The 23,159-nt window shown below is 40.5% G+C and carries 24 protein-coding genes and 1 pseudogene; 9 read left to right on the top strand and 16 right to left on the bottom strand.

All coding sequences use genetic code 11. The annotated features are described in order from the left end of the window. Window positions 1-853: 853 nt before the first annotated feature. Window positions 854-1,342 (top strand): annotated as a pseudogene (locus AB4512_RS17435) (GGDEF domain-containing protein); the annotation flags it as partial. A 545-nt stretch (window positions 1,343-1,887) separates the two neighbouring features. Here the strand turns inward: AB4512_RS17435 and AB4512_RS17430 are convergent. From AB4512_RS17430 to vxrA, 5 genes are read right to left on the bottom strand one after another with little or no spacing between them, the layout of a single operon-like run. Beyond that, entirely contained in the window at window positions 1,888-2,040 is a 153-nt protein-coding gene (locus tag AB4512_RS17430; protein WP_004731009.1) for a YoaH family protein, read from the bottom strand. A 41-nt stretch (window positions 2,041-2,081) separates the two neighbouring features. Next, window positions 2,082-3,236, bottom strand: a complete 1,155-nt coding sequence (locus AB4512_RS17425; RefSeq protein WP_065584953.1) for a conjugal transfer protein TraF — start codon at window positions 3,234-3,236, stop codon at window positions 2,082-2,084. A 50-nt stretch (window positions 3,237-3,286) separates the two neighbouring features. After that, window positions 3,287-4,174 carry a DUF2861 family protein gene (locus AB4512_RS17420; RefSeq protein ID WP_372175254.1) on the bottom strand — a complete coding sequence of 296 codons (888 nt, stop codon included), beginning with the start codon at window positions 4,172-4,174 and terminating at the stop codon, window positions 3,287-3,289. Then, window positions 4,174-4,833: a response regulator transcription factor VxrB gene (vxrB, locus tag AB4512_RS17415; protein WP_017060099.1), complete on the bottom strand. Its 660-nt coding sequence runs from the start codon at window positions 4,831-4,833 to the stop codon at window positions 4,174-4,176. The genes AB4512_RS17420 and vxrB overlap by 1 nt, the downstream gene beginning before the upstream one ends. Further along, a complete protein-coding gene (gene vxrA, locus AB4512_RS17410; protein WP_017065947.1) occupies window positions 4,808-6,280 on the bottom strand; it encodes a sensor histidine kinase VxrA in 1,473 nt (490 codons plus the stop codon). The genes vxrB and vxrA overlap by 26 nt, the downstream gene beginning before the upstream one ends. Window positions 6,281-6,689: 409 nt before the next feature. On the opposite strand from vxrA, the gene AB4512_RS17405 reads away from it, so the two are divergent. The 4 genes from AB4512_RS17405 to AB4512_RS17390 all read left to right on the top strand — a co-directional run bounded on the left by AB4512_RS17405 (window position 6,690) and on the right by AB4512_RS17390 (window position 11,474). After that, window positions 6,690-8,627 (top strand): recombinase family protein, encoded by a 1,938-nt coding sequence (locus AB4512_RS17405; protein WP_372175253.1) that lies wholly within the window; start codon window positions 6,690-6,692, stop codon window positions 8,625-8,627. A gap of 185 nt (window positions 8,628-8,812) precedes the next feature. After that, entirely contained in the window at window positions 8,813-9,055 is a 243-nt protein-coding gene (locus AB4512_RS17400; protein WP_372175252.1) for a hypothetical protein, read from the top strand. 11 nt (window positions 9,056-9,066) lie between these two features. Continuing rightward, a complete protein-coding gene (locus AB4512_RS17395) occupies window positions 9,067-10,347 on the top strand; it encodes a hypothetical protein (RefSeq protein WP_372175251.1) in 1,281 nt (426 codons plus the stop codon). Further along, entirely contained in the window at window positions 10,347-11,474 is a 1,128-nt protein-coding gene (locus AB4512_RS17390) for a hypothetical protein (RefSeq protein WP_372175250.1), read from the top strand. The genes AB4512_RS17395 and AB4512_RS17390 overlap by 1 nt, the downstream gene beginning before the upstream one ends. A 193-nt stretch (window positions 11,475-11,667) precedes the next feature. Here AB4512_RS17390 and AB4512_RS17385 read toward each other — a convergent pair whose 3' ends face one another. The 7 genes from AB4512_RS17385 to AB4512_RS17355 all read right to left on the bottom strand — a co-directional run bounded on the left by AB4512_RS17385 (window position 11,668) and on the right by AB4512_RS17355 (window position 14,621). After that, complete coding sequence (locus tag AB4512_RS17385; protein ID WP_372175249.1) at window positions 11,668-11,841, bottom strand: hypothetical protein; 174 nt, start codon at window positions 11,839-11,841, stop codon at window positions 11,668-11,670. 2 nt (window positions 11,842-11,843) lie between these two features. After that, a complete protein-coding gene (locus tag AB4512_RS17380; protein ID WP_372175248.1) occupies window positions 11,844-12,329 on the bottom strand; it encodes a hypothetical protein in 486 nt (161 codons plus the stop codon). Continuing rightward, on the bottom strand, window positions 12,329-12,754 hold the full coding sequence (locus AB4512_RS17375) for a hypothetical protein (protein ID WP_372175246.1): 426 nt from the start codon (window positions 12,752-12,754) through the stop codon (window positions 12,329-12,331). Before AB4512_RS17375 ends, AB4512_RS17380 begins: the two co-directional genes overlap by 1 nt. 81 nt (window positions 12,755-12,835) lie before the next feature. After that, the gene (locus AB4512_RS17370) at window positions 12,836-13,699 is read right to left on the bottom strand and encodes a hypothetical protein (protein WP_372175245.1); all 864 of its coding nucleotides are present in this window, start codon (window positions 13,697-13,699) and stop codon (window positions 12,836-12,838) included. Then, entirely contained in the window at window positions 13,699-14,028 is a 330-nt protein-coding gene (locus AB4512_RS17365) for a hypothetical protein (RefSeq protein WP_371984187.1), read from the bottom strand. The genes AB4512_RS17370 and AB4512_RS17365 overlap by 1 nt, the downstream gene beginning before the upstream one ends. Window positions 14,029-14,031: 3 nt before the next feature. Continuing rightward, entirely contained in the window at window positions 14,032-14,310 is a 279-nt protein-coding gene (locus AB4512_RS17360) for a hypothetical protein (protein ID WP_371984188.1), read from the bottom strand. Further along, window positions 14,310-14,621: a hypothetical protein gene (locus AB4512_RS17355; RefSeq protein ID WP_372175244.1), complete on the bottom strand. Its 312-nt coding sequence runs from the start codon at window positions 14,619-14,621 to the stop codon at window positions 14,310-14,312. The genes AB4512_RS17360 and AB4512_RS17355 overlap by 1 nt, the downstream gene beginning before the upstream one ends. A gap of 453 nt (window positions 14,622-15,074) precedes the next feature. Between AB4512_RS17355 and AB4512_RS17350 the strand changes: the two genes are divergently transcribed. Next, on the top strand, window positions 15,075-15,635 hold the full coding sequence (locus AB4512_RS17350; RefSeq protein WP_102277754.1) for a recombinase family protein: 561 nt from the start codon (window positions 15,075-15,077) through the stop codon (window positions 15,633-15,635). Between the two features lie 36 nt (window positions 15,636-15,671). Here the strand turns inward: AB4512_RS17350 and AB4512_RS17345 are convergent, their stop codons facing one another. The 3 genes from AB4512_RS17345 to AB4512_RS17335 form a co-directional block, all read right to left on the bottom strand. Next, a complete protein-coding gene (locus AB4512_RS17345) occupies window positions 15,672-16,274 on the bottom strand; it encodes a hypothetical protein (protein WP_372175243.1) in 603 nt (200 codons plus the stop codon). Between the two features lie 80 nt (window positions 16,275-16,354). Then, the gene (locus tag AB4512_RS17340; protein WP_372175241.1) at window positions 16,355-16,696 is read right to left on the bottom strand and encodes a hypothetical protein; all 342 of its coding nucleotides are present in this window, start codon (window positions 16,694-16,696) and stop codon (window positions 16,355-16,357) included. Window positions 16,697-16,903: 207 nt separating this feature from the next. Further along, window positions 16,904-17,911, bottom strand: coding sequence for a baseplate tail-tube junction protein (locus tag AB4512_RS17335; RefSeq protein WP_372052265.1), 1,008 nt, complete (start codon window positions 17,909-17,911; stop codon window positions 16,904-16,906). A 1,612-nt stretch (window positions 17,912-19,523) separates the two neighbouring features. On the opposite strand from AB4512_RS17335, the gene AB4512_RS17330 reads away from it, so the two are divergent. Together AB4512_RS17330 and AB4512_RS17325 are read left to right on the top strand one after the other, a co-directional pair. Continuing rightward, the gene (locus tag AB4512_RS17330; RefSeq protein ID WP_372175239.1) at window positions 19,524-20,267 is read left to right on the top strand and encodes a hypothetical protein; all 744 of its coding nucleotides are present in this window, start codon (window positions 19,524-19,526) and stop codon (window positions 20,265-20,267) included. 267 nt (window positions 20,268-20,534) lie between these two features. Then, entirely contained in the window at window positions 20,535-21,674 is a 1,140-nt protein-coding gene (locus AB4512_RS17325) for a hypothetical protein (protein WP_372175238.1), read from the top strand. Between the two features lie 50 nt (window positions 21,675-21,724). On the opposite strand, the gene AB4512_RS17320 is transcribed toward AB4512_RS17325, so the two are convergent. Continuing rightward, window positions 21,725-22,639, bottom strand: coding sequence for a hypothetical protein (locus AB4512_RS17320; protein ID WP_372175237.1), 915 nt, complete (start codon window positions 22,637-22,639; stop codon window positions 21,725-21,727). Between the two features lie 159 nt (window positions 22,640-22,798). Between AB4512_RS17320 and AB4512_RS17315 the strand changes: the two genes are divergently transcribed. Then, window positions 22,799-23,041, top strand: a complete 243-nt coding sequence (locus tag AB4512_RS17315) for a helix-turn-helix domain-containing protein (RefSeq protein WP_372052272.1) — start codon at window positions 22,799-22,801, stop codon at window positions 23,039-23,041. Window positions 23,042-23,159: the final 118 nt, after the last annotated feature.

The raw sequence follows: 23,159 nt of genomic DNA, 5'->3' as shown, positions 1-23,159 counted from the left end.
TTTTAAAATGGGATTGACATAATAATACGTGTAGTTAATTCTAAAGGTAGTATTCTCATCTTTTGTCCTTAAAATCCTTGTTCCAACTGACTCTCACGCTTCTTGCGCCGTTCAGAGTTTTCTTATCGCATTTGAAATCTAATAATTATATGTACGGCCAGCGTCTACACAATTCAATCTTCATTCAGAAAATCTAATTGACGCGAAACTTTGTCCGTCTGGTTTAACTTATATGCCACTTCTCTGTTTGCACTAACGGTTCGATGCGCTGTGTGCAATTCTTGTAAGCATTGCTGTTGTTTCTATTCCAGATTTCACACACGCGACCAATGTTTCTTATCAACTGCACATGCTTAGCTCTCGTTTAAATCCATCAACTAATAAAGTTCGTGTGTCTTATGTAGACCCGCACACAGATTTTTCAAACCTTCTTAACGATTCTCTCTAGAGTTAGTACTTTGTGTTCAGTTTGCATAGATTCATTACACTTATTGCTGGTACACAACACCGATACTTGGGAGATCCATAATCACGGTTTGCCCTGAAATTACGTTCAATTGGACTTAGGTAGCTTTGGTAATAAACCTAAGAGTTACTTTAAACCCATTGCGCTTAGTTTTTCTTTACTTGTTTTCTCTAACTGATATGCCTGCTTTGAAGTCGCAATGGTGTTACCGCCTGAGATTAGAAAGCTTATAATGTTTATCGACACATGTAATCAATAAGTAAAGTGACACTGTAGCTAGCTGTACAGGTAAAGCTTGGTCCTATGGAAACACAAAATAAAGAACCCAAATAACAACTGTATATTTACACAGTTAAATTATTATCCCCTTAAAACGTTACCTTTCGTATAAATACCGAACAAAAACAACGCTATTTAGGCATATATCTGTCGCTGGGCGCGTATTTTTGCCTAGCAATCACGCTAGTGTCGTTGATCTCTTTTAATACGCTCATGGATAAGAACTACATCATCACACCTGACAGATAACCTACGCGCGTAAATACAGACAGAGACTACGATGGTGGCACCGTAGGCTCATTACATAAGTCAGAAGATGGAATTGAGTTACAGTGTGACTTTGAACAAACCTATAGCTTACCCTTCTGTGAAATTGAGTTCGTTATATCGACCCAAAATAAAGGGCTCGATCTCTCAACGTTCGATTCGGTCACCATCAATATAGAATATGAAGGTCAAGAGGAGTCAAGGTTTCGATTCTACATACGTAACCACGACGACAACTACAGCGCTCAAAGCGACCCTATTTCTAACAAGTCCTATCGCTTAGACTTATCATTCCCCAATAGAAAACACATCAATTTAGCATTCTCAAATTGATACGCGCCGCATTCCTTAATCGACTTCTACACAACACCTTACGCCTCGTAAGCTTTTTAAATACTTATTCTGTAAAGCACATATGTGGCAACGAAGCTTGCTCTAAGCGGTGGTAAGCCATTCGCGGTATCGGTTTTGAATATTACCGTCGCTACTTATCTCGCACTGTTTTTAGATAAAATCCTCATTTGTCTGCTTCTGAACATTCATGGATTCTCATCCGTTCAAAATACAAGTCACAACGTCACTAGCCGTAAAAACACCATATATTTAGCCATTTAGACATGGTGACACAAATACTGACACCTAAAGTGGCGATTGTTTTACTTTCAGATCTTGCTGTAATTTAATTACAACTCAAAGCCAAGTAAAGCCTGATAAGTTAATTACTCTGACGTAACTTGTTGAATAAAAAGTATTTAAGAGTTTGGACAGGTCGGGATTTAGAGAAACTAAAGAGTAGGTATGTACGAGATAATATACTAGAGGGTAATATATTTAGTTATAGTGCACTATCGTATTAAAAAAGAAGGGCTGATGCCCTACTCTTCTTTATTACTCATTTCTTCACGGATTTGCTCAGCAACGATTTTGATAGCTTGTGCTGTGCTGATGCCTTGGGTCATCATTTCTTGAATTCGTTCAACAGCTTTCTGTTGTTCTTCGTGAGAAAGGGTTGGTAAGTCGTTTAGCATGCTCTGCTCCTTTATTTAGGAGCAGAACTATATAAGGACTGTTAGTAACTAGCAAGGAAATTGATGGATGCACCCATTGCATTTTCATTCGTGTAGTTAGCACTTAGATCTAGCTGAAACAAGTTCAATGGCGAGATACCAACACCAGCTGTCACTGTTCCTTCTGAATCAGAGTAAGCCAGGTTCTTGTAATACCCTCCCCTTAGCTTAAGCTGACGTAACAGGTCGACTTCAGTACCAACACGAATCATCTGTTCGTTGTCTTCGAACGAAGTAAACTTCTCTGCTTCATTCAAATCATAATCAACACTCAACGTAAAGTAATCAGAAACGATCCCCGCACCAACAGTGTAGACAGGCCCCAGGTTATAAGAATGACTCGATGTTACTGTTCTTGTAGCCCCTGTGCTGCTTGTTAGCTGTTGGCTAACGGATTTAGTTTCAATCTCACGGTCTATAATATTCGTTGCAGAAAAACCCACTCTAAATGGGCCGTAAAACCAAAGCGCACCTGCATCAATATTAAATGTAGTTTCCGCGGTGTCGTTTTCTCGAACATCACTTAGATCGTAGTTTTGTGCCGAGGCAATGTAGTTATACGTATAGATTCTTTGGAGTTTTGGAGAAATACCAAACGACAAATGTTGTCCCATGAACGTTTGATATTTTGCTAATGATATACCAGCTTCCATAATGCCAATAGAAACAGCTTTAACAGCAGTTAACTCAGCATTAACCAAGTCACTATTAGTAGCGTCACTAGATGTATCCGGGGTTACAAATGATTCAGTGTATGCTTTTGCAAATACGTTTGCTGCAATATACTGATTTGGTAGAGCGAATGCTACAACACCACCTAAATCAACATTCAGGCTATCACCATTAAGAGCATCTAGATCAGAACCAGTCACAGTACCTGACTCAATGCTGTCAACTAAATTATCGATATCATCAACTAAGTTATTAGGGTCATTATAATTACCGCCAAAACTTGGCGTGATCATTCCCATGTCATCATTACGACGATAAATCGCAACAAGTGCTGGGTTATAGAATGGAGCAGTTAGGAAGTTTGCTGAAACAACACCAACACCACCCATCGCATCACCACGCGCTTCAATGGCGTAGTTTGCTGCTGAAAGAGGAAGACTGGCGAATGCAATTGACGCTGCGAGTAGTTTTGTAGTTTTTTTCATGCCGTTTATCTTTGTTAGATCCCTTACATAGTTAACGGCACAATTTTAAATTACTTTAACTCTTCTTCGCTAGAAATATCATAAGTTTTACTGATAGTTTGTGCTTGTTCTATCGCTATGTCGCCTTGCCAGCGTGAATGCACCATTGAAACCGCTAAAACATAGCGATCATTAGGAAGTTCTTCACCAGTAAGGTTCATTGGATAATCAGATTCGTAGCTCTTGCCCCAGACCTGTTCATAGTGTTCATCAACGTAATCGTACAAACTGATTTCGAGCTTAGGTAGCGGACAATAAGGATTGAGTAGTTCTTTTTTATCGATTCGCCACGTGTCTTTTGATGCCCAGCGAACTTGTTGACGCATGGCAACTTCACCCAAAACAACCCAAGTGCTCCAAGACTTTCCGCCATCACCTTTAACGCTTAAACGGTATAAACCGGATTCAAGTTGAGAGGCTAAATTGTAACGCTTGCGGTATAGACTCACCGATGCGTTGTTAACCACTTCACTGTCTTTGGTTAACTCACTGTCCGAAGAAACGATCTTATCGACCCACTTCTCGAAGGTAATGTCTTGAATGTTGTTTTCGGATTCAACATTAATCGATACACGAAAGGTATCTCGGCCAGGGCTTTGAATGATGTGTCTTTTAACGACGACTGAACTAATCCAATCTGGGAGTGTTTTTCTGGTGAGAGTTTTACCACAATCTTTGTTCAATGCTTGATCGAACAGTTCATTGAGGTGATCTTCTCGTGATTGAGACGAGTTGATTTGCCAAACTTCCACTAATGAGTCAAACATCTGAGGTAAATCATTATCTAGCAGATGTTTATGAACTTGAGTCAGAGCATCGCTGCTCTTAAACCAATCCGTTGCTTGCGCGGTATTCGCTACGCAAGAAAACATTAATAGTGGAAGTAAGGCTATTCTCATTACGCTTTCATCTTGTAACCAACGCCACGCAGCGTTTCAATTTCTAGACCCGGCAGTTTCTGTCTTAGTTGCAGAACGTGCGTGTCTACCGTACGTGTTGTTGGGAAATGGTTGTAACCCCATACATGGTCAAGCAGTTCATCACGTGTAAACACACGTCCAAGGTTACTTGCCAAGAACAGTAGAAGGTCAAATTCAGTGCGCGTTAACGTTACTTCCTGTTCATTGAAAAACACTTCACGTGTCGCTTTATCGATAACAAGATTCTGAGCGATAACTTTTGATGCATCTTGTTCTTCAGAATCTGGCAGGCGAAGTTGAGCACGAATTCGAGCAAATAGCTCAGCCTCTGCGAATGGCTTTGTTAAGTAGTCGTTTGCACCTGAATCTAGGCCCGCTACTTTGTCTTTTACTGTCACGAGAGCCGTCAGCAAAATAACTGGGATATCTTTCTTTTTCTTCCAACCTGGAAGTGAATCTACTGAGTCGCCATCAGGAAGTTGACGGTCTAGAATCACTAGATCCGCTTGTTCCCAGTAGCCTTCAACTTCAGAGATCAGTTCTGCATGCAAACATTCATATCCAGCTTGCTCAAGGCTAACTAATAAACCGTCAGCTAAATTTTTATCATCTTCAACGAGAAGCAATGTCTGTTTCACAAGGTATCTCCAAAATAAATGTTGTTGGGGGGCCGATAAGCGTCATGTGACCGCCCATTTTTCCAACCATAGATTCCACTATCGTCAGACCTAAACCGAGTCCACTCTTACTTACGAATGGCTTTCTTAGTTGCCCCCAATCTTTGCGAGACAAGTCTCCATTATCTATAACTTTGAATGTCAGCTTCTTGTCAGAAGTATTCAGTTCTAGAATTACTGGAGCCACACCGTATTTCACGGCATTTCTGATTAGGTTATCGATGCACGTTCCCAACCAATATACGTTCACTTTTGCAGCTATATCTTTGTTTACACGGAGTTCAATCCCCGGCGCAAAGTCTTCTTCAACTTTGTATTGGAGCCACTCTTCAACACTTGGCACCCACTCTGTTGCGAGCGGTTGATTATCTGATTGCAGGTAATCTTTACTTGCTTCCGCCAACTGTCTTAAACGGCGTGTATCTTCACACAGCCTACGGAACTCATCATATACCGATTCTGGTAAGTGTTCGAACTCACGCCTGAACCCTTCCACCGTCAATGACAAACTCGCAATCGGCGTTCTTAATTCGTGCGTTAGGATTTGAAGAACCAGCATGCGACTCTTCATCTCTTGTTTCTTGCTGTTCCAGCGGTAAATCGCCCAACCTAAGACAAGCATGATGTTGGCAATAACCAAGATAAACATGGCGACTTGCAGAAGCTCTGAATGATCTTCTATTTCCCAACACACATTACCACGCTGGACAAAACAGCTTTTACCTTCTGAAGACAAGCTAAACGATAACCCAGCAAGCGTGGCATTTTCGTTCCAGACTGATTTTTTATACAGGTAATATCTGTCGCCGCGTTTTACCCACATCTCATCAAGCTCAACAAACATACTGGCACCCGCTAACAGCGCGGTGATTGCTTCGCTATCCATTTGTTGCAAGCGAGACAGTAGTTCATCGTGTTCGGTGTTTGGTCGCTCTTGAATATGCATAAAGCGCTTCAGAGAGTCGAATTTTTCTGGGTACTTCTCAACGTATCGTGCCGCATAAGAACCGCCGCCAGGGTGAATCAAACCACTACGGCTAAACCAACGGTCAGAAAGCTTGGTGCCTTTACACATTGCACGAGTAAAAACTAAAGGCTCAGTAATCAAAGGGCTTAACGGCAGTTTACCACTACAGGTTTTTGATAACTGGTACAAGCGCTGAATGTCTTTTAACGGGTACTCTGCTGTTTGTGGCAGCATAGAAGACGGCATGATCAAACGTGTTGGATAATCAGCCTGTAGCACTCGAATATCGTAAGATTCGATTGCCGTTTCATGATCAAAGAGCTTGGTGAAATTATCGATACGCTCAGGTAAAGAGTCAGCAAATGCGTTTGCAGACACAGACAACGTAGCGATAAGAAGAGTAAATGTTCTTTTGATGATCACAAACCAACGCAAATTCATATAGATCAACCAAATATATACCATTCGCTATCAAAGATAAATTTTTAACCGCATGAAAAACTTTGAGAATGGCGAGCTACAGAGATAAAGGCCAATATATTACGGCCACATTGTACATACGTACTAGTAGGCTGATTGGCAAGCCAAACCTCAATTGCGACAAGTTTTGCATCAGGCTTCGTCAACTTCGTATCAACTGAGATCACACATAGAGTCGCTTTCGTAAGATAAAAAAAGGAGCTCAAATGAGCTCCTTATCGAGTTGTTACATATTGTTTAGAGGTGATCTCTATAGATGTTCTAAGATACTTAGACAACTCTTTTTAGCGTCACCAAAAGCTAACTACTCTCCTATATAGCCTTTTAATTTCAGTGTACAATCCTTACATAACACCCAAAAGGACTAAAAATGGCACTGATACCTTACGCGCGAGTCAGTTCTGGCAAGCAATTAGATGGTCTATCCATGAGCTTGCAAGGTGATAGTAAGCTACTAAAAGACCTCGAAAATAAGTACGACACTACAGTTTCAGACCTCATTTACAATGATGAAGGCGTATCATCTTACAAAGGTAAAAACGTATCACACGGTGAATTAGGTCGCTTACTTACCGATATAGAAAGAGGTGTAATAAAAAAAGGTGACATCATAGTTGTTCGGCATTTGGATAGGTTATCCCGCTTACGGCTAACTGGCGCTATGACCATTTATAACAAAATCATGGAAGCTGGCGTACTTATCCATACAACAATGGACGACCGACTTTACGAACCAGACGACCAAATAGCACATATACTTGCAACACTAGCATTTAATACAGCTAATGAAGAATCTGCCAAGAAAAGTCATTTAACTAATACATATGCTGCCCACCGCATACAACAATTCTTATCAAACGAAAAGCCAGATAACGGCACGGCTTATGACATCGGTATTGGTCGCCACCCTTTCTGGATAGAAATCGATAACCGCGTGATTCAGAAAGGTAAGCACTTTGCTTTGGCTAGAGTCATGTTTGAAAAAGCGATGCTAGGTTATGGCGTAGCTCGTTTGCAAAAGTTCGCGTTAGAACAAGGTCTAGAGCTTAGTTATTCAGCGGTTGGCAAGATGTTCAGAAGTCACACTGTTTTCGGTGACTTGCATATCACCCACCAAAGAAAAAAGCATACCTTAAAAGGTTATTACCCTGCCCTAGCTACTGAAAATGAGTACTACAAAGTAAGAGCCATTAAAGACCGACTAACAAAGGAAAGTAACGCACAACGTAAACATGTAAGTATCTTGGCAGGTATGCAAAAGCTTTACTGTGGTTGCTGCAACTCGTCTGTAGGTATAGCGAGAAATACCAAACAAGATATCAATTATTACTCTTGCATTAACAAGCTAGAAAAATGCTATCAGCCACTACGCCAAGACATCATCGACAACATTGTACTAAATGCTATCGATATACACATTTTCAACGTTGATAGCACAGATACGACCGTTGTTGATGGGCTAGAACTAGAATTTAGCGAGAAAAAGAAACAGCATGAAAGTGCCGTTGAACGATATATGATACTAGGTGATAGCGCAGGCGAGAATGCCGTGAATGTTATCCACCAGCTGAAATCAGAACTAGACGACATTCAGAATAAGATTGAAGTAGAGAAAAACAAAACAGCATCTTGTGCCATTGACTATGACGCAATCACTAGCTTTCGTGATGCAATGGCAGACTACAAAGCCCAACAAGATAAAATCACTGAATACGTGCATGGCGACAATGAGTTAAAGCAAGAAATCAAAGACGTTTTAAAACTCATTCTAAAGCGTATCACTATCGACCATCGCCACATGATTACTATTGAGATGTTAGATGGCTCTATATCATACCTATATCTTCTACGTAGAAAAGACGGCAAGCGTGTGCAAGACCGTTACTACGTACCTATCAAGGTTCATGACGAAGAAACCATCAAACAGGTAAGAGACAGCACGCCAGAGCTTGTGAATTGGGTTACAGAGTCAGAACTAGATTCTTTAGACCTCTACTTTGAAGACGTTACAAACCCATTTTTAGCAATCGAACGTAAACGCCATGTAAGGGATTTAGAACAAGAATTCTTTAATTTGTTACAGGGTAATGTTTATGAATGGAAACGCGCTGATATCATGAAAGCAGGAGCTACAACAACGCAATGGCAAGACTTTAAAGACGCTGACGTATCAAAGTACGGCTTTACAAAAGCTGAATGCATTGTCACGACACGACACTATACAAAACAACATAAGACAGCAATCTATAGAGAGTTCAATGAACCCGAACTCATCAATCATTTTGATTGCAAACGTATAGAATTTTAACAGAAAAGCCCGACCTAATCAGTCGGGCTTTAACTATCCAGTAACAGTAACTCAAACATCACTATTGATAGAAATGCGATTTAAGCAATTGAAGAAGTTGAACTTTTTGCCTTTACCCTCTTGAAAAAACCAAGATTGCCCTCAGATAATATATGGTTACTAAATCGTCAGTACTGGAGGCTCTAATGAACAAGAAAACCACATCTAAAAAGGTTGCATCTAAAGCAGCCCAAACCCTTTCCGACCCTAGCGCATCAAAGATTAAGAAGTCACTGGCCGCCAGCGCAATGTCACAAGCAGACAAAAGCAAGCAGACTGGCAAGGATATGGAATCCAAAGCCTCCGCAGTTCTACAAAGTGACAAGTACAGCGACGAAACAAAAGAATTCGCCGCTTCTGTTTTATCTCAATCCAATAAAAACCGTTAGGAGTAATATCGATGCTTGAAGGCAGAAAGTTAGTCGAGTTGTCATATGACATCCAATCTGGCCTAGGTAATACAAACGTACCTGATTTTGACTCCCTGCGCACAATGGGGATGGCAGCAACACTAGCAATTCACTTACGCGGGATGCCAGAAGTTAACTATGAAATTTTACGCAAAGTAAGCGACCATTACTTCAACATACCCGCCCTAGCCCTCAAGGAAGCTTTATCAATCCTAGCTGAGATTGAATATGTTCGCCTCAATACTAAAGGCATTAAGATTCTAACGGTCATCCCACAAGTACCGCGCTTTAAAGACCTATATGAAGGCGTTGGTGACTTCTTCACATTTTCTGACCTTAACGAACATGAGCAAGGCACTCTAGTTATCCTATCTGCCCTTCAAAACAAACCAGAAAATAGAGACCGTATCATTTCCTCCACTGGCATAGATGCGAAACTCATGAAGCGGTGTGTTGAAATCGGCAATCACGGTCATTACTTCAAAGAGTATCGAACCCGTGGTAAAGACTTCTTAGCCAGCCCGTTCTATTTTGCTGACAATTTAGACGGATTGGTGGACATGTCAGCCAAGTCTGGTGCGGACGACATTTCTGTTGTTCTACAAGTAATTAAAGACAACCAAGGCTGGCCTCTCTCTTTAATCCAGACTCGCGCAGAGCTAGGTGGTAAAAAGCTAACCGACACACAAAAACACTTGTTAGTTCAATTGTGCACTGAGGGCATACTCAAGCCGCCCTCCATCAAGTTTAAAGATACTTCTGAGACATTCATTTTCACACCAAGGCCTGGAAACGCGCGACTAGACACAATGAACCGCGAAATTTATGAACGAGCAATGGCACTTGTCTCATGCGTTCGAAAAGGCCAGCTGTTAGCAGAAAAGTTTAAAATCAAAATGCCAGTACGAATCCTTGAAACACTTCGCGATAGAGGCTGCATCGGCTCTAGCTCTGAAGCAGAAAGTCAGTACAGAAACCTAGTTTTCTTAAAGGTGGGTTCACTGAAACAAATTAATGGCGATAGATATCAGTTCGTCCTTAACCGAACAGAAGAAAACATAGAAGCTCTTGATTTGGCAATTAATTTGCTTCGAACGGGTGAATTAGCTAACTTAGATGTTCACAAAGAAGCACAACTAGCGCTATCCAAAGATGAAACTTATATTCAATCAATCATTTCATCCGCAGAACTAAAAAAGCGTGAAAGCATATCGATTAATCACGAAGCAAATGAGCAATTTGAACAACTACTCTTAGGGTTGGACGTATAATGGCTAGGTTCGATAAAGACATTCACCAAAAAGAAATGGCTATAAGATTTTGCCTAGTCAATGATTTAATCCCCTTTCTAGAGGTGAATGTCAGTAATTTCCGAGAGCTATCGGACACATCCACAGTCATAACTGACATTGATGCTTTAGGGGTCAAAGTCGACTCCGCGGGTCAGCCGAGAAAGGTGATTTTTGACTGTAAGACACTAAAAAGTCAAAGTCCGATAAATCGAGCATTTTGGGCGTCAGGGTTAATGAATTTCACAGGATGTAATGAAGCCTTTATTATATTAAAAAGGAAAGCTTCAGAGGCACACCGCTTATCTGCGAAGCAAATAGGAGTTCACCTATTTGACGATAATCAATTCAATAATTATGCAAGCTCTTGCTCTATCGACTTTAATATTGACTATTGTTATAGCACTAATATTAATAGCTGGATTAAGCTAGAAGAAAGCGCAAGAGGAAACCAACCTCTTGAGCAATTTCTTAACTTTTTATGTAACGATATACCACTAGAGCAAGATTGCGTTCGTGGCATTCGCAAATTCACAATTGCCCTAAAGAAAGTAAAAGGCGAGTTTGACCCTCAAAAACCAAAGCACCAAGCAATTTTCTACTATGCCTTGTCTATTTTCGCGTACCTAATGGCTCAAGTTGTTCATGACTTAAGGAATGTCGTCGACTTTGATTCTGATATTGATGCCTTTGAAAAAATCTTGAAGTATTACATGTGGGGCGGTAGAGATAGCTTTGTCCTTAGAAACAAGCTCCAAAACGCTTACAGCGCACAAACGGACGCGAAAGCAATAAGTGCAGGCATTGAGTCTGAGCTAAAAATGAACAATTGGAACGGCTTTATTGAGTTATCAAGAAATCTGCTCGACTCTCCAGCTGACATTCAAAAATGCATAAATCCAATTCGTGAATTCGCATTCATGCCAATTATCAGCACCACGCCACAAAAGAATTCATATGCTGCAAAAGTTATATCCTCTAGCAATCGTATTAGACAATTTACATCATTAATGGCGCAATACCTAATAGGAGCAGTAGAGCTGCCAAAAGACTTTATGGAAGTCATTGATACATCATTTAATGACGCAACCCAACAAGGCTCAGAGTAAGAAACTCGCCTTTGCTCTCACAACAAAAAGCCGGCCTTTTAACGGGTCGGCTTTTCACTATCACACTGCTTTTCATCGTCAACCACGTAGCACACAGGCTTGACTTTAAAATCCGTGTTGTTAAAGCTGCCTATGATGATTGAATTTTCGATATTGCCATCAGGCACGGGATTGATAAGACAGCATAAGATTATCAAGACTTCCATTTATCCCGCTCCTTACTTTGCTCGGCAGTACCGTACTTTTTAAGTATATCGTTAATCGTGCCGATAAAAACAATCTCTTGCTCTATATCTTTTCGCTCAACATCAACATATACATGCTTTTCTAGCACATCAGGAATACTAGATTCTGGTTTTTCATCCATGATTAATTCCCGTTAAAAGCTTGCCAGATGGATAGTAAGCGGTTTTGCTCATCAACTGGTGGCTCATCTGATTTGTTCTGACTAAACAAGGCCAGTAGCTGCCTACTGCTTGTATTGCTCATTACGTATGTATTGATAAGGTCATCAAAGTTCCAAACACGGTTTGAGTTATTCAAATCTGGATGGGTTTTGATTTCTAGCACATCAGTGCTTTTCAAGTCAGATTTTAGCTGTTCAAGCTCAAGTTTATGCGCTTGCTTTTGCTGTTCGAGAATGGATTGAACAAGGATTTCTTGAGCTGAATTTAACAACCATTCACCGCCCAACTTGGTACTAGCTAACTGCTCAGAGTTTGAGCCAATCAACTTTGCGATAAGCTCCGGCTCTTTGGTTAACGCATCATTGAAAGCACGGCGAGCTAATGCATTCTCTGTTCGTTTTTCTGCTGATAGTTTTTGTAACTCTTTTGCCCTTTCTGAATCTAGCATCACACACCTGCCTTGCGCTTGGCCTTGCGTCCAACGTCTTTGCAGCGAGACGGTAGCGCGTCAACCATATTACGCGTCCATCCAATACTAGCTTTCCCATCCAGTTCATCAGCGGTCGGTTGGCGTCCATGCGATTGTTGGAATGCGTCAATCATGTTTTCATCCCATTCAATACCACTGATATCAATAGCATCCTTGGTATACACACTTTGCTTTTCAATAATGAAAACATGCTTCATATCAAAGTGCTCATTCATATAAAGCCTTGAATCATTCGATTTCATGTCGCGTTTAATATCAGCTTTTAGCTCATCCGATAAAGTCTCAACATAAGACAAATCAGCATACTGACCTTTCGGCATCTTTGTTCCGTCAGGCAGATTCCACGCGGTGCCTGTCGTTGTGTTTTTAATAATCATTTTCATTTTAAACTCCTTTTAAATTAGAACTAACATCAAGCCCAAAACCAAGCCGAATACAAAGCAGGCAGTTATCAACTTACTCATTTACCACCCCGCTTTACGTAACCATGAAAGACTTTCGGTGACAATGTCACGGTCTTTAGTGATTTTCTTGATTTCATTCTTAACAGACTCAACACCCTTGGCTGGTGGATTAGCATCATTGTATGAATCTAGAATCGTGTTTAATTCATCTAGTGTTGTTTGAACTGCATCACCATCGCCGTGACACTTACTAACTCGTAGGCTGCTCAAAAGCTTTTGAACCTCTGCCAACGCGTCAACCTGTACACTTTCACTACTTTCATTCAAATCAGCCTGACGTAAGAACTTGATAATGTTAACGACTTCGCCCACTGAGAGCGTTGCCAAATCGATATCAAAAGACGGCTCATCACCATCATTTTGAACGATAGTAAAATCAGAACTAATAAGGTTTGCTATCTCAGGTCGTAGTGTGAAATCTCCGCCAGTCGAAACATGACCAACAACATATGTATGGCCTAAGTCTTTGTGCGTGAAATCCAAATCAAGCACGACATCAGTCGCTCTCTCATTCAATGAATTACAGAACTCATCAAACGACACATACACGACCGTATCGATACTTTCGTTTAATGCACTCAATTCATAGTCATTTGCGTGTTCATTTAAGCTTTTCATAACATCATTAATATCAGCGACGTATAACGCGCCATTCACAGACTCAAGATGCAACCCAAAGCCCGAATTAAACAATGCGCGGTATTTTGTACCAATCCCTTTATCTTCAAGAAATGCGATTTCAGAATTAGCTTTACTGAAACGGGCAATCGCCTTTGTCATATCGCGCTCTGTAGCACTTTGACGATTCATAAAAACAACGTCTGTATGACTTGGGCTAAACTCACCCTCTTTTAAAACTTTCATCAAAAAATCCCTCTTTCATATTCGTTCATTTGTTTGGCTTGCTGTTCTGCTAGTTGATTAAAATGGTCAATCACGACCTCACGTGCCAGTGTGGTTGAAACCTTGTTTGATAGCCCTGTCAGATTAGTAAGGGTTACTAACTTGTCAGCCATCAGTGATGTGATGAAATCAGGACTATCGCCTCGACCGTTCTTAGCCTTACAAACTCGATATTCGATACACACTTGAACAAAGTCTTTGAATGCTTTCTTAAGCTCATCAGGCATCATAAAATCATCAACATTCTCTTTCCTTGCAATCTCGTTTTGCTCGGCAAATTTGTTCAGCATGTATCACCCCTTTAATTGATTGAATAACTCGTTGGCACTCTCTGTTGGTTTTGGTCGTGTGGTTTCAACTTCTTCACGATAACGCTTAACAGCCGTATGAAAATCACGCGCATCAACCTTTGAATGAAAACCATCGCCTTTAGACCAGATAAGGATTTCGTTCTTAGATTCAATAAAGAAATGGTCATCTTTCTGAATGAAATGTAGCTGTTCTTTCTCATTGAACTGAACTTTGCATTTCCATAGTTTCGCTACTTTCTGTAGCTCTCTTAACGCTGCCATTATCGTGACTCCATCCAATCAATGAACGGCTGCTTGTGGTCATCAATGTTTGACATAACAACGTATGCGTTTGTTTTCTTTCGGTATTCTTTCCACAAAAGCGCGATATGGTCAGGCTTGATATCAAGGTCTTGTAAAACGCTTTGAAGCATTGCTGCCTCTAGTTTGATGCGAGAATCTGTTAGTTCGCTAACCAGTGCGCCAAACGTCTTGCTTGCGACTGCTTTCTGGTGAGCTTCTTTTGCCTTCTCAAGCAACCGCGTTTTGTTCTGTTCATAATAATCTGCCATGTATTCTTTTCTGTCTGTCATTGTTCTTATCCTGCTAAAAGACGCGGTGAATCAGACCGCGTCACTCAAATTTATGCACCGATTCGCAATAAGGAACTGGGACGGTGCCAACCATTGAGCTAGATGTCATTCCGCTCTATACCTCTATTTAGTGTGTTAAAAATTCAACATTTTCAGATTTCAGATACAAAAAAGCCCCGACTGACTAAGTCGGGGCTAAAACAAGATTAAAACTGATAAACGAAAAAGACTGCCGACCCGCTTTTAAGCGAGGGGGGGCGGCACTAGAGATTGTGACGGGTGACGAATCCCAAATCACACTAGTATTTATCAGTACGATTGCAGTGAAGCCCTTGCAGTCTATGTTCATAACTCTAATTTGAATCTGAACATGCTCATAAATTACTTTACCAAAGTTATGAACACCTATAGGCTTTATGTTCATAACTACAAAGTATTGAACAGGGTTTAAGAATGAGTTTTATAGGATTCGCAAGGGTCAGCACACAAGACCAAAATCTAGACGCACAACTAGACGCATTAACCGAGGCTGGTTGTATTCGCATCTTTCACGGCAAACAATCGGGAAAGTCGGACGACAACAAAATTAAGCTAGATGAGTTGATTGATTATGTTAGAGACGGTGACACGGTTGTTGTAACCAAACTAGATAGATTAGGTCGCTCACTTAACATCATTCTTGACGCAATCACTCGCATTCAAACAAAAGGCGCAGAGGTTAAAACTCTAGATGGTCAAGTTGATACATCAGCCGACGACGCTATGCGTAAAGCAATGACCCAATTACTAGGTGTATTTGCGGAACTTGAGCACAGTATCATTGTTGATAGACTGCAATCAGGCAGAGAGCGCACAGGCAAGAAAGGCGGTAGAGCACCCCTACTTTCAGACAGTCAAAAACAAGACGCTAAAACAAGATTTGATAATGGCGATTCGATTAGCGGAATCGCTAAGGATATGAATGTAAGTCGTGCAACTATTATGAGAGTTGTGAAACCTACACCAACGACATAATCAAAGGCACCTTTTAATGTCAATAAAAAACCCGCGTTAAGCGGGTTCTGACTCTAACTTTCTCATTTCGTCATTCCAGACTTCCATATGATACTCAATCATATCGTCTGTCAGCTCATCAAGAAAATGTAAGAGCTTTTTCCAATCATTGAATGAAAGCTCTGATTTCAAATTATTAAGACTATCTTTAATCCCACTCACATGCTTTTCAACCAACGTCAACGCACTAATCATATGTAGAACTCGTTTTCTAGATTCATTAGACAATTGATTCAAGTCGTTGATTTCAATTAGACAAGCAAGATTATGCTCATATTTGTATACTGCGTCGCCGAGTTCGATGATATGACATGAAAGAGAATGATTACCTCGGTGATTCAAGAAATCCGTTACATCATGATTTACATAAAAATCAAATGTATCAAAACCCTCACCTATGAAATTCGTAGTGTCTACCAGTGGAATAACACGCTCTAATGCTTCAGATAAATCACTACCTACCATTTCATCATTCAGTGCGATTTCGACAATAGAGTTATGATTCACTGTTTGTTTATAGCTCGCATCCAGATACCCGCGCTTTGTTGCTTCGATTTTTTTGTTTTTTAGGTAGTTTAGTGCTGTGTTTGCATTGCTCATTATTAATTCCTTTAAATTTTGCATTAAAAAACCCGCGTTTGTGCGGGTTCTGATTTATGTGGTTGAGATTACTTTGCTAACTACACGCCGAACGCTAAATCGTGGATTTGCTGATATGTTTCTAAGCTCTCTTTCAGCTCAGCAAGTTCGTATTTCGACTCGATTAACTCTTTGTTTACTCGCGCGAATTTTTTTAGCAACTCTACGTCGTCAACGTCAGTAAGGTTGATATCATGCTTAATATCTTCGATGTCAACCTCAAGGTCTCCAATAATGTACTCAACGTCTGTAATAGCACTCTCTGTGTGCTCTACCATTCTATATGCAGTGTCTTGCAGCTCATCAAGTGTTTGCGCTTGAGTCTTCTTTGATAGCACTAGGTCACTTTTCATTTTTAGCTTCAATTCATTTAGTGTTTTCATTGTTTACCTTTTAGTTTTTAGTTTTTAGTTTTAGCCTTTGTTTCGATGTGGCTATTATCAGGCACAAAAGCAAGATGGTAAACAAACTCGTAAAATTAATTTATTTTACAATAAAAACAGATAGATACGAGCAATACAAAGGTCGGTATAATTCAAGCTATATATAGAAACTTTAAGTTTGAATTAGGCTAAAATTCAGCCTAATTACTAGCTTTTAAAGCTCTTAAAAAATGCATTACCACCATGTGATGCATGTTCAGGCTTCCCTAGCCCTTTTGTTAACTGCTCATAATAGTCAGAGTAGTTTGGGCGTAGTTCAGTAAGCGTGATTTCTAAATCAATGGCAATCGGGTCTCCTGCTGTTTGGTCGAATGTTTCGTAAAGTTGGTCGGGCGTTTTGTTCATTCTTATATTCGTGATGGCAGCGGGGCCCATTGCGAACTTAGGGGTATATCTAGTGGCAGCATTTACACCAGCTTCGCCAGTGCGTTGGTTGTATCGTTCTTCAATAAACCATAATGGCGGTGTTTCTAATGCGCTGTATGATTGATTTTGGTTGTCTATCAGCGTAGTTCTAGTTGTTTTAGACGCACTACTGTAAACCATGAATGCTCTAAGAATATTACCAACATGCTTTAGCTCACTGACATTGCGCGGTCTTAACTGGAATGAGAATGTCTGCTGTCGAGGCTGACTAGTTCTATACAGTTGAGCCGAGCGAGAACCAAGAATCTTGCCTGACGATTTCATACTGTATTCTTGGGTTATCTTCTCGAATCCAACATTAATTTTATCAATCGCTGTATCAAGCCCTGCCTTTAACGCTGATTGAGCCGATATACCATCACCTGACTGTTTGTTCTTGCTATAGTTCAACATGAAGTCATCAACTATACCCGTACCTGTAGTGTCGTAGCTATGAGATATATTCTCGTTCATGTTCGGCATATAAAGCTGTATCACTGCCAATGTAGTTTCATTTTCTCTAAAATTACCAGATAGAGAACCGACGGCACGCTTATCTATGCTTTGAGTCATTAAATCAGTCATCCCCATCGCTTCTACAGCATAGAAAACCAAGTAGCTTGAATGTCGGTCAGCTTCGCCCGCTATAGTTAGTGGGTATTGATAAGCTTGAATGCCTTTGGTAATCGTTAACTCCATGGGAGTTGTTTCTGACGTTAATTTATCGGTATCTGCTTTTACATTTGCCATGTTGACTCCTTGAGTCTCGTTATGTGGTATACGGTTTGCCCTATAGAAATAAGGGCGATTAAATGAACGATTGCTAGTACTATCATTTTTTATTCCTTTTGTTTGCGTGAGTAATTCGAAACAGTGCTTTTAGCTATATTCAAATAATCAGCTATGGACTGGCACGTATACCCTTTCTCACGTAGTAATCTAATTTTTTTAACTATGGTTTCGTCTAATGGTTGACGACCTTGGTTTCTTTTAATAAGCATGCTCTCTCCTTTCATGCTCATATTTAGTGGCGTGTTTTCTTAATGTTTTCTTACCTGTATGAAAAAGGACGTAACCCGAAAGTCACGCCCTTAGTACTAGCATTGTTCATTCGAACACCCTTATTTATGCGCAGGTCGGTGTCTAACGACGTTTAAGCTTGATTTGATACGTTGGTCAGAATTGGATAAAACACTAGTTAGAGTGGATTTGGCTTGCACTGATGCGTGGCTAGTCCGTTCGATGCAATCCTCCAAGTATCCTACGGCTAGTATGTTCGACCACGTTTAAATTCATATGAAGTTTGTGCGGCTTGCCGCGCGAGCTTTGCGAGCTAATGCGTGATGAACGTACTCACTTTCGGCATATTACATTTTCAAACTTAAAGTCCTTTCTATAAGAAACTTTATATTTGAATTTTTGAAGTGCCACGTCGGTATGATATTGAGTCGTCATCACTGCGATAAGCTCGTCCCTCGCTTATCTTGTTCTTCCTCTTGCCTCGTCCCTCGGCATCACGTTTAATCTCATTTAATGGATTTTTAAACCACATTGCGCCGAAGCCGGAGGCGACTGAACGAATGAACGAATGAACCGCGCCAGCGGTGAATGAGTGAATGAGAGAAAGAGACGACTATCCTATTGCTAACATGATAAACGTACTCACTTTCGGCATATTACGTTTTCAAACTTAAAGTCCTTTCTATAAGAAACTTTATATTTGAATTTTGAAAATACGTTGGTATGTAGCTTATCGCATCGACACGCGACGGGCGTCGCTTAGTCTTGCTCTGTCGGCACGGCCGACGCAATGTTTAATCTCATTTGAATAAAGTCTTTTAAACGTAGGTGAGCGAAGCGAACTGATATTTCGGATACCGATACATGTTTATGGAGGCTTGTTTTTTAGGAAAATCACTTGAAACCCACGGCCTATAAGGGTTCCGAGTGTTTTGTCCATTTTAAAAAGTCCCTTTTTTTGTCCTTTTTTTTGCTGAAACACCCCATTGCCATAAGTGCGACGCAGTCGCTAATTCACATATGAATAAAAACGTAACGGGTCTATATATTACTTACGGCACTTAGCACCGGCCTATCTACGTTTGCCGATACCAAAGCGTCGTCTTTTTGAAACTTTGTCACTTTTTACAACGCTAAATACTAGTGACCAGTTTGTTTATTATCATACAAAGTCATGAGATAATAACTCAGTTGGTTAACAGGCTTTATTCCAATAAATAACATAATGACCTTAGAGGAATGTTTTTATTTCTCGTTGTCGAATATTCGTATAGCTTGCAGGCTGAATATTCCTCTAAGGTCATTGCCGAAACTGCAATTTCGGATACCAACGAGAAATAAAATGAAAAAAGATTTAAAAGAAGCAAAGGTGTTCATGTTTTTGAACCTTGCGGAAAACCATTACGCACCACTAAACAAATCAAACTGTGCCGCAGTCACTATCGAGACTGATACTAAATTCAAAATATACCTGAACCATGCAACCAAGTCGGTTAACCAACGAGGTCAAGCGATTCCGTTCAATAAGTATCTGACGTCGCAGGGAATTACACGCGATAGTCATAACGGATTTTATAAGCAGATTTCAAGAAAGCTCCCAACCATCCAAGATTGCTATTACGGTCATACTGAATTTGATACACATCATATCTTTGTAATTGTTGACATCTGCCCGAATGGTGAGCACACCCCAGAGTTATTTGTTGTGCAGTTATTCAAAAATAACAAAACCAGAATATACACACCGAAACGCGCCGTTTCATTTAATAGCAAAGACCAGTTTGCTAGCAAATTGATTCTTGCAACCACATACGACAGGAAGACCCGCGACGATAGAATTATTGAGGCAGCCGAAAATAAAACCAAAATTATTATGAACGAGAAGCTAATGCCTGAACGAGCCAAGCATCTAGAAACTGAAATTGAAAATGGTGAATTAAAAATGACGATTGAAAACTTACAAGCAGAACTAAAACAACGAGACGAAAAAGAAAGCGCGACAATTAAAGACCTAAAAAACACTGTTAGCGTTTTTGAGACTGAAATTAATGCTTTGAAAGCCGAGCTAGCAAAATTGAAAGCATAAATACTGTATGAGTGGAAGTGATAAGCCTCTCGAACATACAACCTTTGTGATTTGTGAATGCAGCCCTCGACCTAGTCAGTCGGGGGCTTTTTATATCCCGCTAATCGAGCCAAACCGTCGCTAATCCCCGCTAACTTCATCACGTCAAATATCTAGAAAACGCGTTAGACCGCTTTACAGAGCGTTAGAAGATACGAACCACGTTAACCCAACGATATAGACCGCGTTAAAAATTCAACATAAATAAAATAACAAAAGGAATATTTAATGATTGAACAACTTTTAGTCGAGTCCAACACATCGGCCAACATTGAAAAAGGTCGCCCTACTCTAGTTGGATTGACTCGTAAGATTAACGACAAGATTTTCAAAGATATCTGTGGCATACAGCCAACATCACAACCACGTGCAACGGTATACGGTGTTAGATATCAAATGGTTTCACAAGACGGTTCAGAGACGCGTGAGACTCTAGGCAGTCATAGAACTAGTACAGGTAAGTACCCATTTAAAGACCACGGTTTGCCAGTCGGCTCAGACAGCATGACAGTAGGTGAACACTTTTCAGAATTTGATTATGTTTTTGGTGTTGTTGTCGATGGTGATTACTTAGGTCTTACTGAATCAGAATTACTAGGAAAAGTGCTTTCGGGCGACCTACGTCTAGTTACTGACGCTGACGAAGACGATTCAAGAGAGGTTCAAAGCTCACGTTTCATCATGGATAGATGGCAATCTGATATCAAATCACGTCGCGTTAAAAGCCCTACTACATGGGAATTGCTCCATGATATGCAAGGCAACAATCTAGACGGCTCTAGCGCGGTTGAGGATTTGCTTTCCACATCAATTTCAGATGAAATTAACAGCGATATCATTATGAAAACTATCACAGTAGCTAAGAAAGGCACTCCCATCAATTTAAGCAATGGCGAGCTGTATCAACAAGGCCGTTCACTGATTGCACGTGCCCTAGAGCTTGGTGCTGAAATCCATCAAAACACAACATTTACCGCTACGTTCGTTCTAGCTTCGCCTAAAGTCGCGTCTGCAATTCGCGCGAGTGGTCAAGTTGGCAATGACAATCTTATTGATGGTACGAATCTAAGACTTGCAACTGACAGTAAAGCGATTGGCGAATATCTATTAGTCGGTTCTAATCACAAGTTTGACGGCCTAGATACGGTTGCACCAATCCATTACAGCCCATACGTTGAGTCAGATTCGGCAGGTACATATCTCATTGCTACAGACTCAAACAACCTACAACCTGTTCCCGCTTTAATCTCTCGCTATGCAATCACATCATCGCCCGATTTTAGTGACGTTGACGGTGTACAAGGCGACGATTGGGAAAAGCTTGCCAACAAATCACCTCTAGCGACATTAATTACTGTGAATCTATAAAAAAGGGCGGTATCCGAAGATACCGCCCCGTGACCATTTAACTTAGCTCTTTAAAGAGTCATCAATCCAACCGCATATCTAGCGTCTGTGCATGTGTCGTATTTCTGAGCATAAGATGACATTGCCACTGCCGTCACCTTAACTGTCCCTTCTTTAATACCCTGATTAACATACTTTTCTTCATATGGTTGATTGAACTCTTTTCTATAATTCGCCTCTAGTGATTTGCGAACTTTAGGTATATCACTTCGGTTGATATAGCCCTCTTTAGAGCAAAACTGAACCATACCAAGAAACTCGCCATTCCTTTTCATTTCCGTGATGTGGGCATTTTGCTTACGTTCCTTTTCTCGCATTGCTATGGCTGCATCTAATTCCGCTTGCTCTTTGGCTAGTCGAGTGTCTTCTATCGATTTAATCTCGGCATACTCTGCTCGTTTTTGCTCAACCAATGGAGTGACAGAGTCTATCCACTGACCAGAAACAAATGTATTCAAGCTATTGGAATTAAAATAACAGTTAACCAAAGGCCTCATGATTTGACTAGGCACATCAACCAAAGCCACTTTTACATCCAATCCCTGATAGTACACATCAGGCGCTGTTATCTCATAATTGACCAATGAGTCTTTATTCAATGTGCCAATAGTATCTCCATAAGTACAAATACCACCGACTGACTCCAAACTAGCTTGGCCTGTAATCTGCTTGTTTGATTTCCCTGTTACGTATCTAAGCTCGTGAGCACTATCTCGATAAGATGTCTTAGAGAACTGAATTGAATTGCCAACACTCATGTTAAGTGATTGAGCAACATCAGGCATCTGAACGTATTGTTTTGCGCCCCTGTCTGTGTATCCGTCGAAATTAACATTACTAGGTGGCCCCATGTTTTCAGGTGTTAACCCCATAGACTGACAACCAGAAAGCAAAGCCACAAAAGCAAGCGGAGTTAAATTTTTCATTCCATCCCCTCTTTGATTCGCAACCAGTGAACCGAAAGCAATAACGATTTAATTTTCATATACCCCTCAAAATAGATGCTTGTTCGGAATGCCGAACATAAAAATCAAATCTAACGGTTAGCCTTTTGTTCTGCAAGACGAACATTTGGTAACTGTGATATGAAAAATAATGTTGTTGGTATACGTATAAAAGAACTTAGAAAATCAAAAGGATGGACGCAGTCTGACTTGGCAACGCAATGCCAACTTCGTAACTACGAAATGAGCAGAGAAACGATAGCGAAAATTGAAAGCGGAATTCGGTTAATCATGGACACAGACATTGTTGAGTTCGCGTTGGTGCTAGATGTCTCAATTGCGGAGCTATTTGATGTGCCAAACATTCCCTGTAAGGTCTCCTAAACACACAGAAAGTGAGGCAATTTTCTAAATAAATTCTCATAATTTATATATGCATTTCATAACGTTAATAAAAACAGATGTATTATATACCTAGATTTAATACTTGAGGCTAACCAGT

The sequence above is a fragment of the Vibrio sp. 10N.222.52.B7 genome (genome assembly GCF_041474275.1).
GTDB classification, from domain to species: Bacteria; Pseudomonadota; Gammaproteobacteria; order Enterobacterales; family Vibrionaceae; genus Vibrio; species Vibrio crassostreae_C.
The sequence above is the reverse complement of the archived record's forward strand: the minus strand, read 5'-3'. Positions and strand labels throughout refer to the sequence as shown.

What these genes read in the sequence shown, in the direction of transcription:
- AB4512_RS17345 (WP_372175243.1), bottom strand. Translation starts at nt 16,274, where the DNA reads ATGAGCAATGCAAACACAGCACTAAACTACCTAAAAAACAAAAAAATC.
- AB4512_RS17395 (WP_372175251.1), top strand. Translation starts at nt 9,067, where the DNA reads ATGCTTGAAGGCAGAAAGTTAGTCGAGTTGTCATATGACATCCAATCT.
- AB4512_RS17320 (WP_372175237.1), bottom strand. Translation starts at nt 22,639, where the DNA reads ATGAAAAATTTAACTCCGCTTGCTTTTGTGGCTTTGCTTTCTGGTTGT.
- AB4512_RS17380 (WP_372175248.1), bottom strand. Translation starts at nt 12,329, where the DNA reads ATGCTAGATTCAGAAAGGGCAAAAGAGTTACAAAAACTATCAGCAGAA.
- AB4512_RS17325 (WP_372175238.1), top strand. Translation starts at nt 20,535, where the DNA reads ATGATTGAACAACTTTTAGTCGAGTCCAACACATCGGCCAACATTGAA.
- AB4512_RS17350 (WP_102277754.1), top strand. Translation starts at nt 15,075, where the DNA reads ATGAGTTTTATAGGATTCGCAAGGGTCAGCACACAAGACCAAAATCTA.
- AB4512_RS17390 (WP_372175250.1), top strand. Translation starts at nt 10,347, where the DNA reads ATGGCTAGGTTCGATAAAGACATTCACCAAAAAGAAATGGCTATAAGA.
- AB4512_RS17355 (WP_372175244.1), bottom strand. Translation starts at nt 14,621, where the DNA reads ATGACAGACAGAAAAGAATACATGGCAGATTATTATGAACAGAACAAA.
- AB4512_RS17420 (WP_372175254.1), bottom strand. Translation starts at nt 4,174, where the DNA reads ATGAGAATAGCCTTACTTCCACTATTAATGTTTTCTTGCGTAGCGAAT.
- vxrA (WP_017065947.1), bottom strand. Translation starts at nt 6,280, where the DNA reads ATGAATTTGCGTTGGTTTGTGATCATCAAAAGAACATTTACTCTTCTT.
- AB4512_RS17365 (WP_371984187.1), bottom strand. Translation starts at nt 14,028, where the DNA reads ATGCTGAACAAATTTGCCGAGCAAAACGAGATTGCAAGGAAAGAGAAT.
- AB4512_RS17425 (WP_065584953.1), bottom strand. Translation starts at nt 3,236, where the DNA reads ATGAAAAAAACTACAAAACTACTCGCAGCGTCAATTGCATTCGCCAGT.
- AB4512_RS17315 (WP_372052272.1), top strand. Translation starts at nt 22,799, where the DNA reads ATGAAAAATAATGTTGTTGGTATACGTATAAAAGAACTTAGAAAATCA.
- AB4512_RS17360 (WP_371984188.1), bottom strand. Translation starts at nt 14,310, where the DNA reads ATGGCAGCGTTAAGAGAGCTACAGAAAGTAGCGAAACTATGGAAATGC.
- AB4512_RS17340 (WP_372175241.1), bottom strand. Translation starts at nt 16,696, where the DNA reads ATGAAAACACTAAATGAATTGAAGCTAAAAATGAAAAGTGACCTAGTG.
- AB4512_RS17400 (WP_372175252.1), top strand. Translation starts at nt 8,813, where the DNA reads ATGAACAAGAAAACCACATCTAAAAAGGTTGCATCTAAAGCAGCCCAA.
- AB4512_RS17330 (WP_372175239.1), top strand. Translation starts at nt 19,524, where the DNA reads ATGAAAAAAGATTTAAAAGAAGCAAAGGTGTTCATGTTTTTGAACCTT.
- AB4512_RS17405 (WP_372175253.1), top strand. Translation starts at nt 6,690, where the DNA reads ATGGCACTGATACCTTACGCGCGAGTCAGTTCTGGCAAGCAATTAGAT.
- AB4512_RS17370 (WP_372175245.1), bottom strand. Translation starts at nt 13,699, where the DNA reads ATGAAAGTTTTAAAAGAGGGTGAGTTTAGCCCAAGTCATACAGACGTT.
- AB4512_RS17385 (WP_372175249.1), bottom strand. Translation starts at nt 11,841, where the DNA reads ATGGATGAAAAACCAGAATCTAGTATTCCTGATGTGCTAGAAAAGCAT.
- AB4512_RS17430 (WP_004731009.1), bottom strand. Translation starts at nt 2,040, where the DNA reads ATGCTAAACGACTTACCAACCCTTTCTCACGAAGAACAACAGAAAGCT.
- AB4512_RS17335 (WP_372052265.1), bottom strand. Translation starts at nt 17,911, where the DNA reads ATGGCAAATGTAAAAGCAGATACCGATAAATTAACGTCAGAAACAACT.
- AB4512_RS17375 (WP_372175246.1), bottom strand. Translation starts at nt 12,754, where the DNA reads ATGAAAATGATTATTAAAAACACAACGACAGGCACCGCGTGGAATCTG.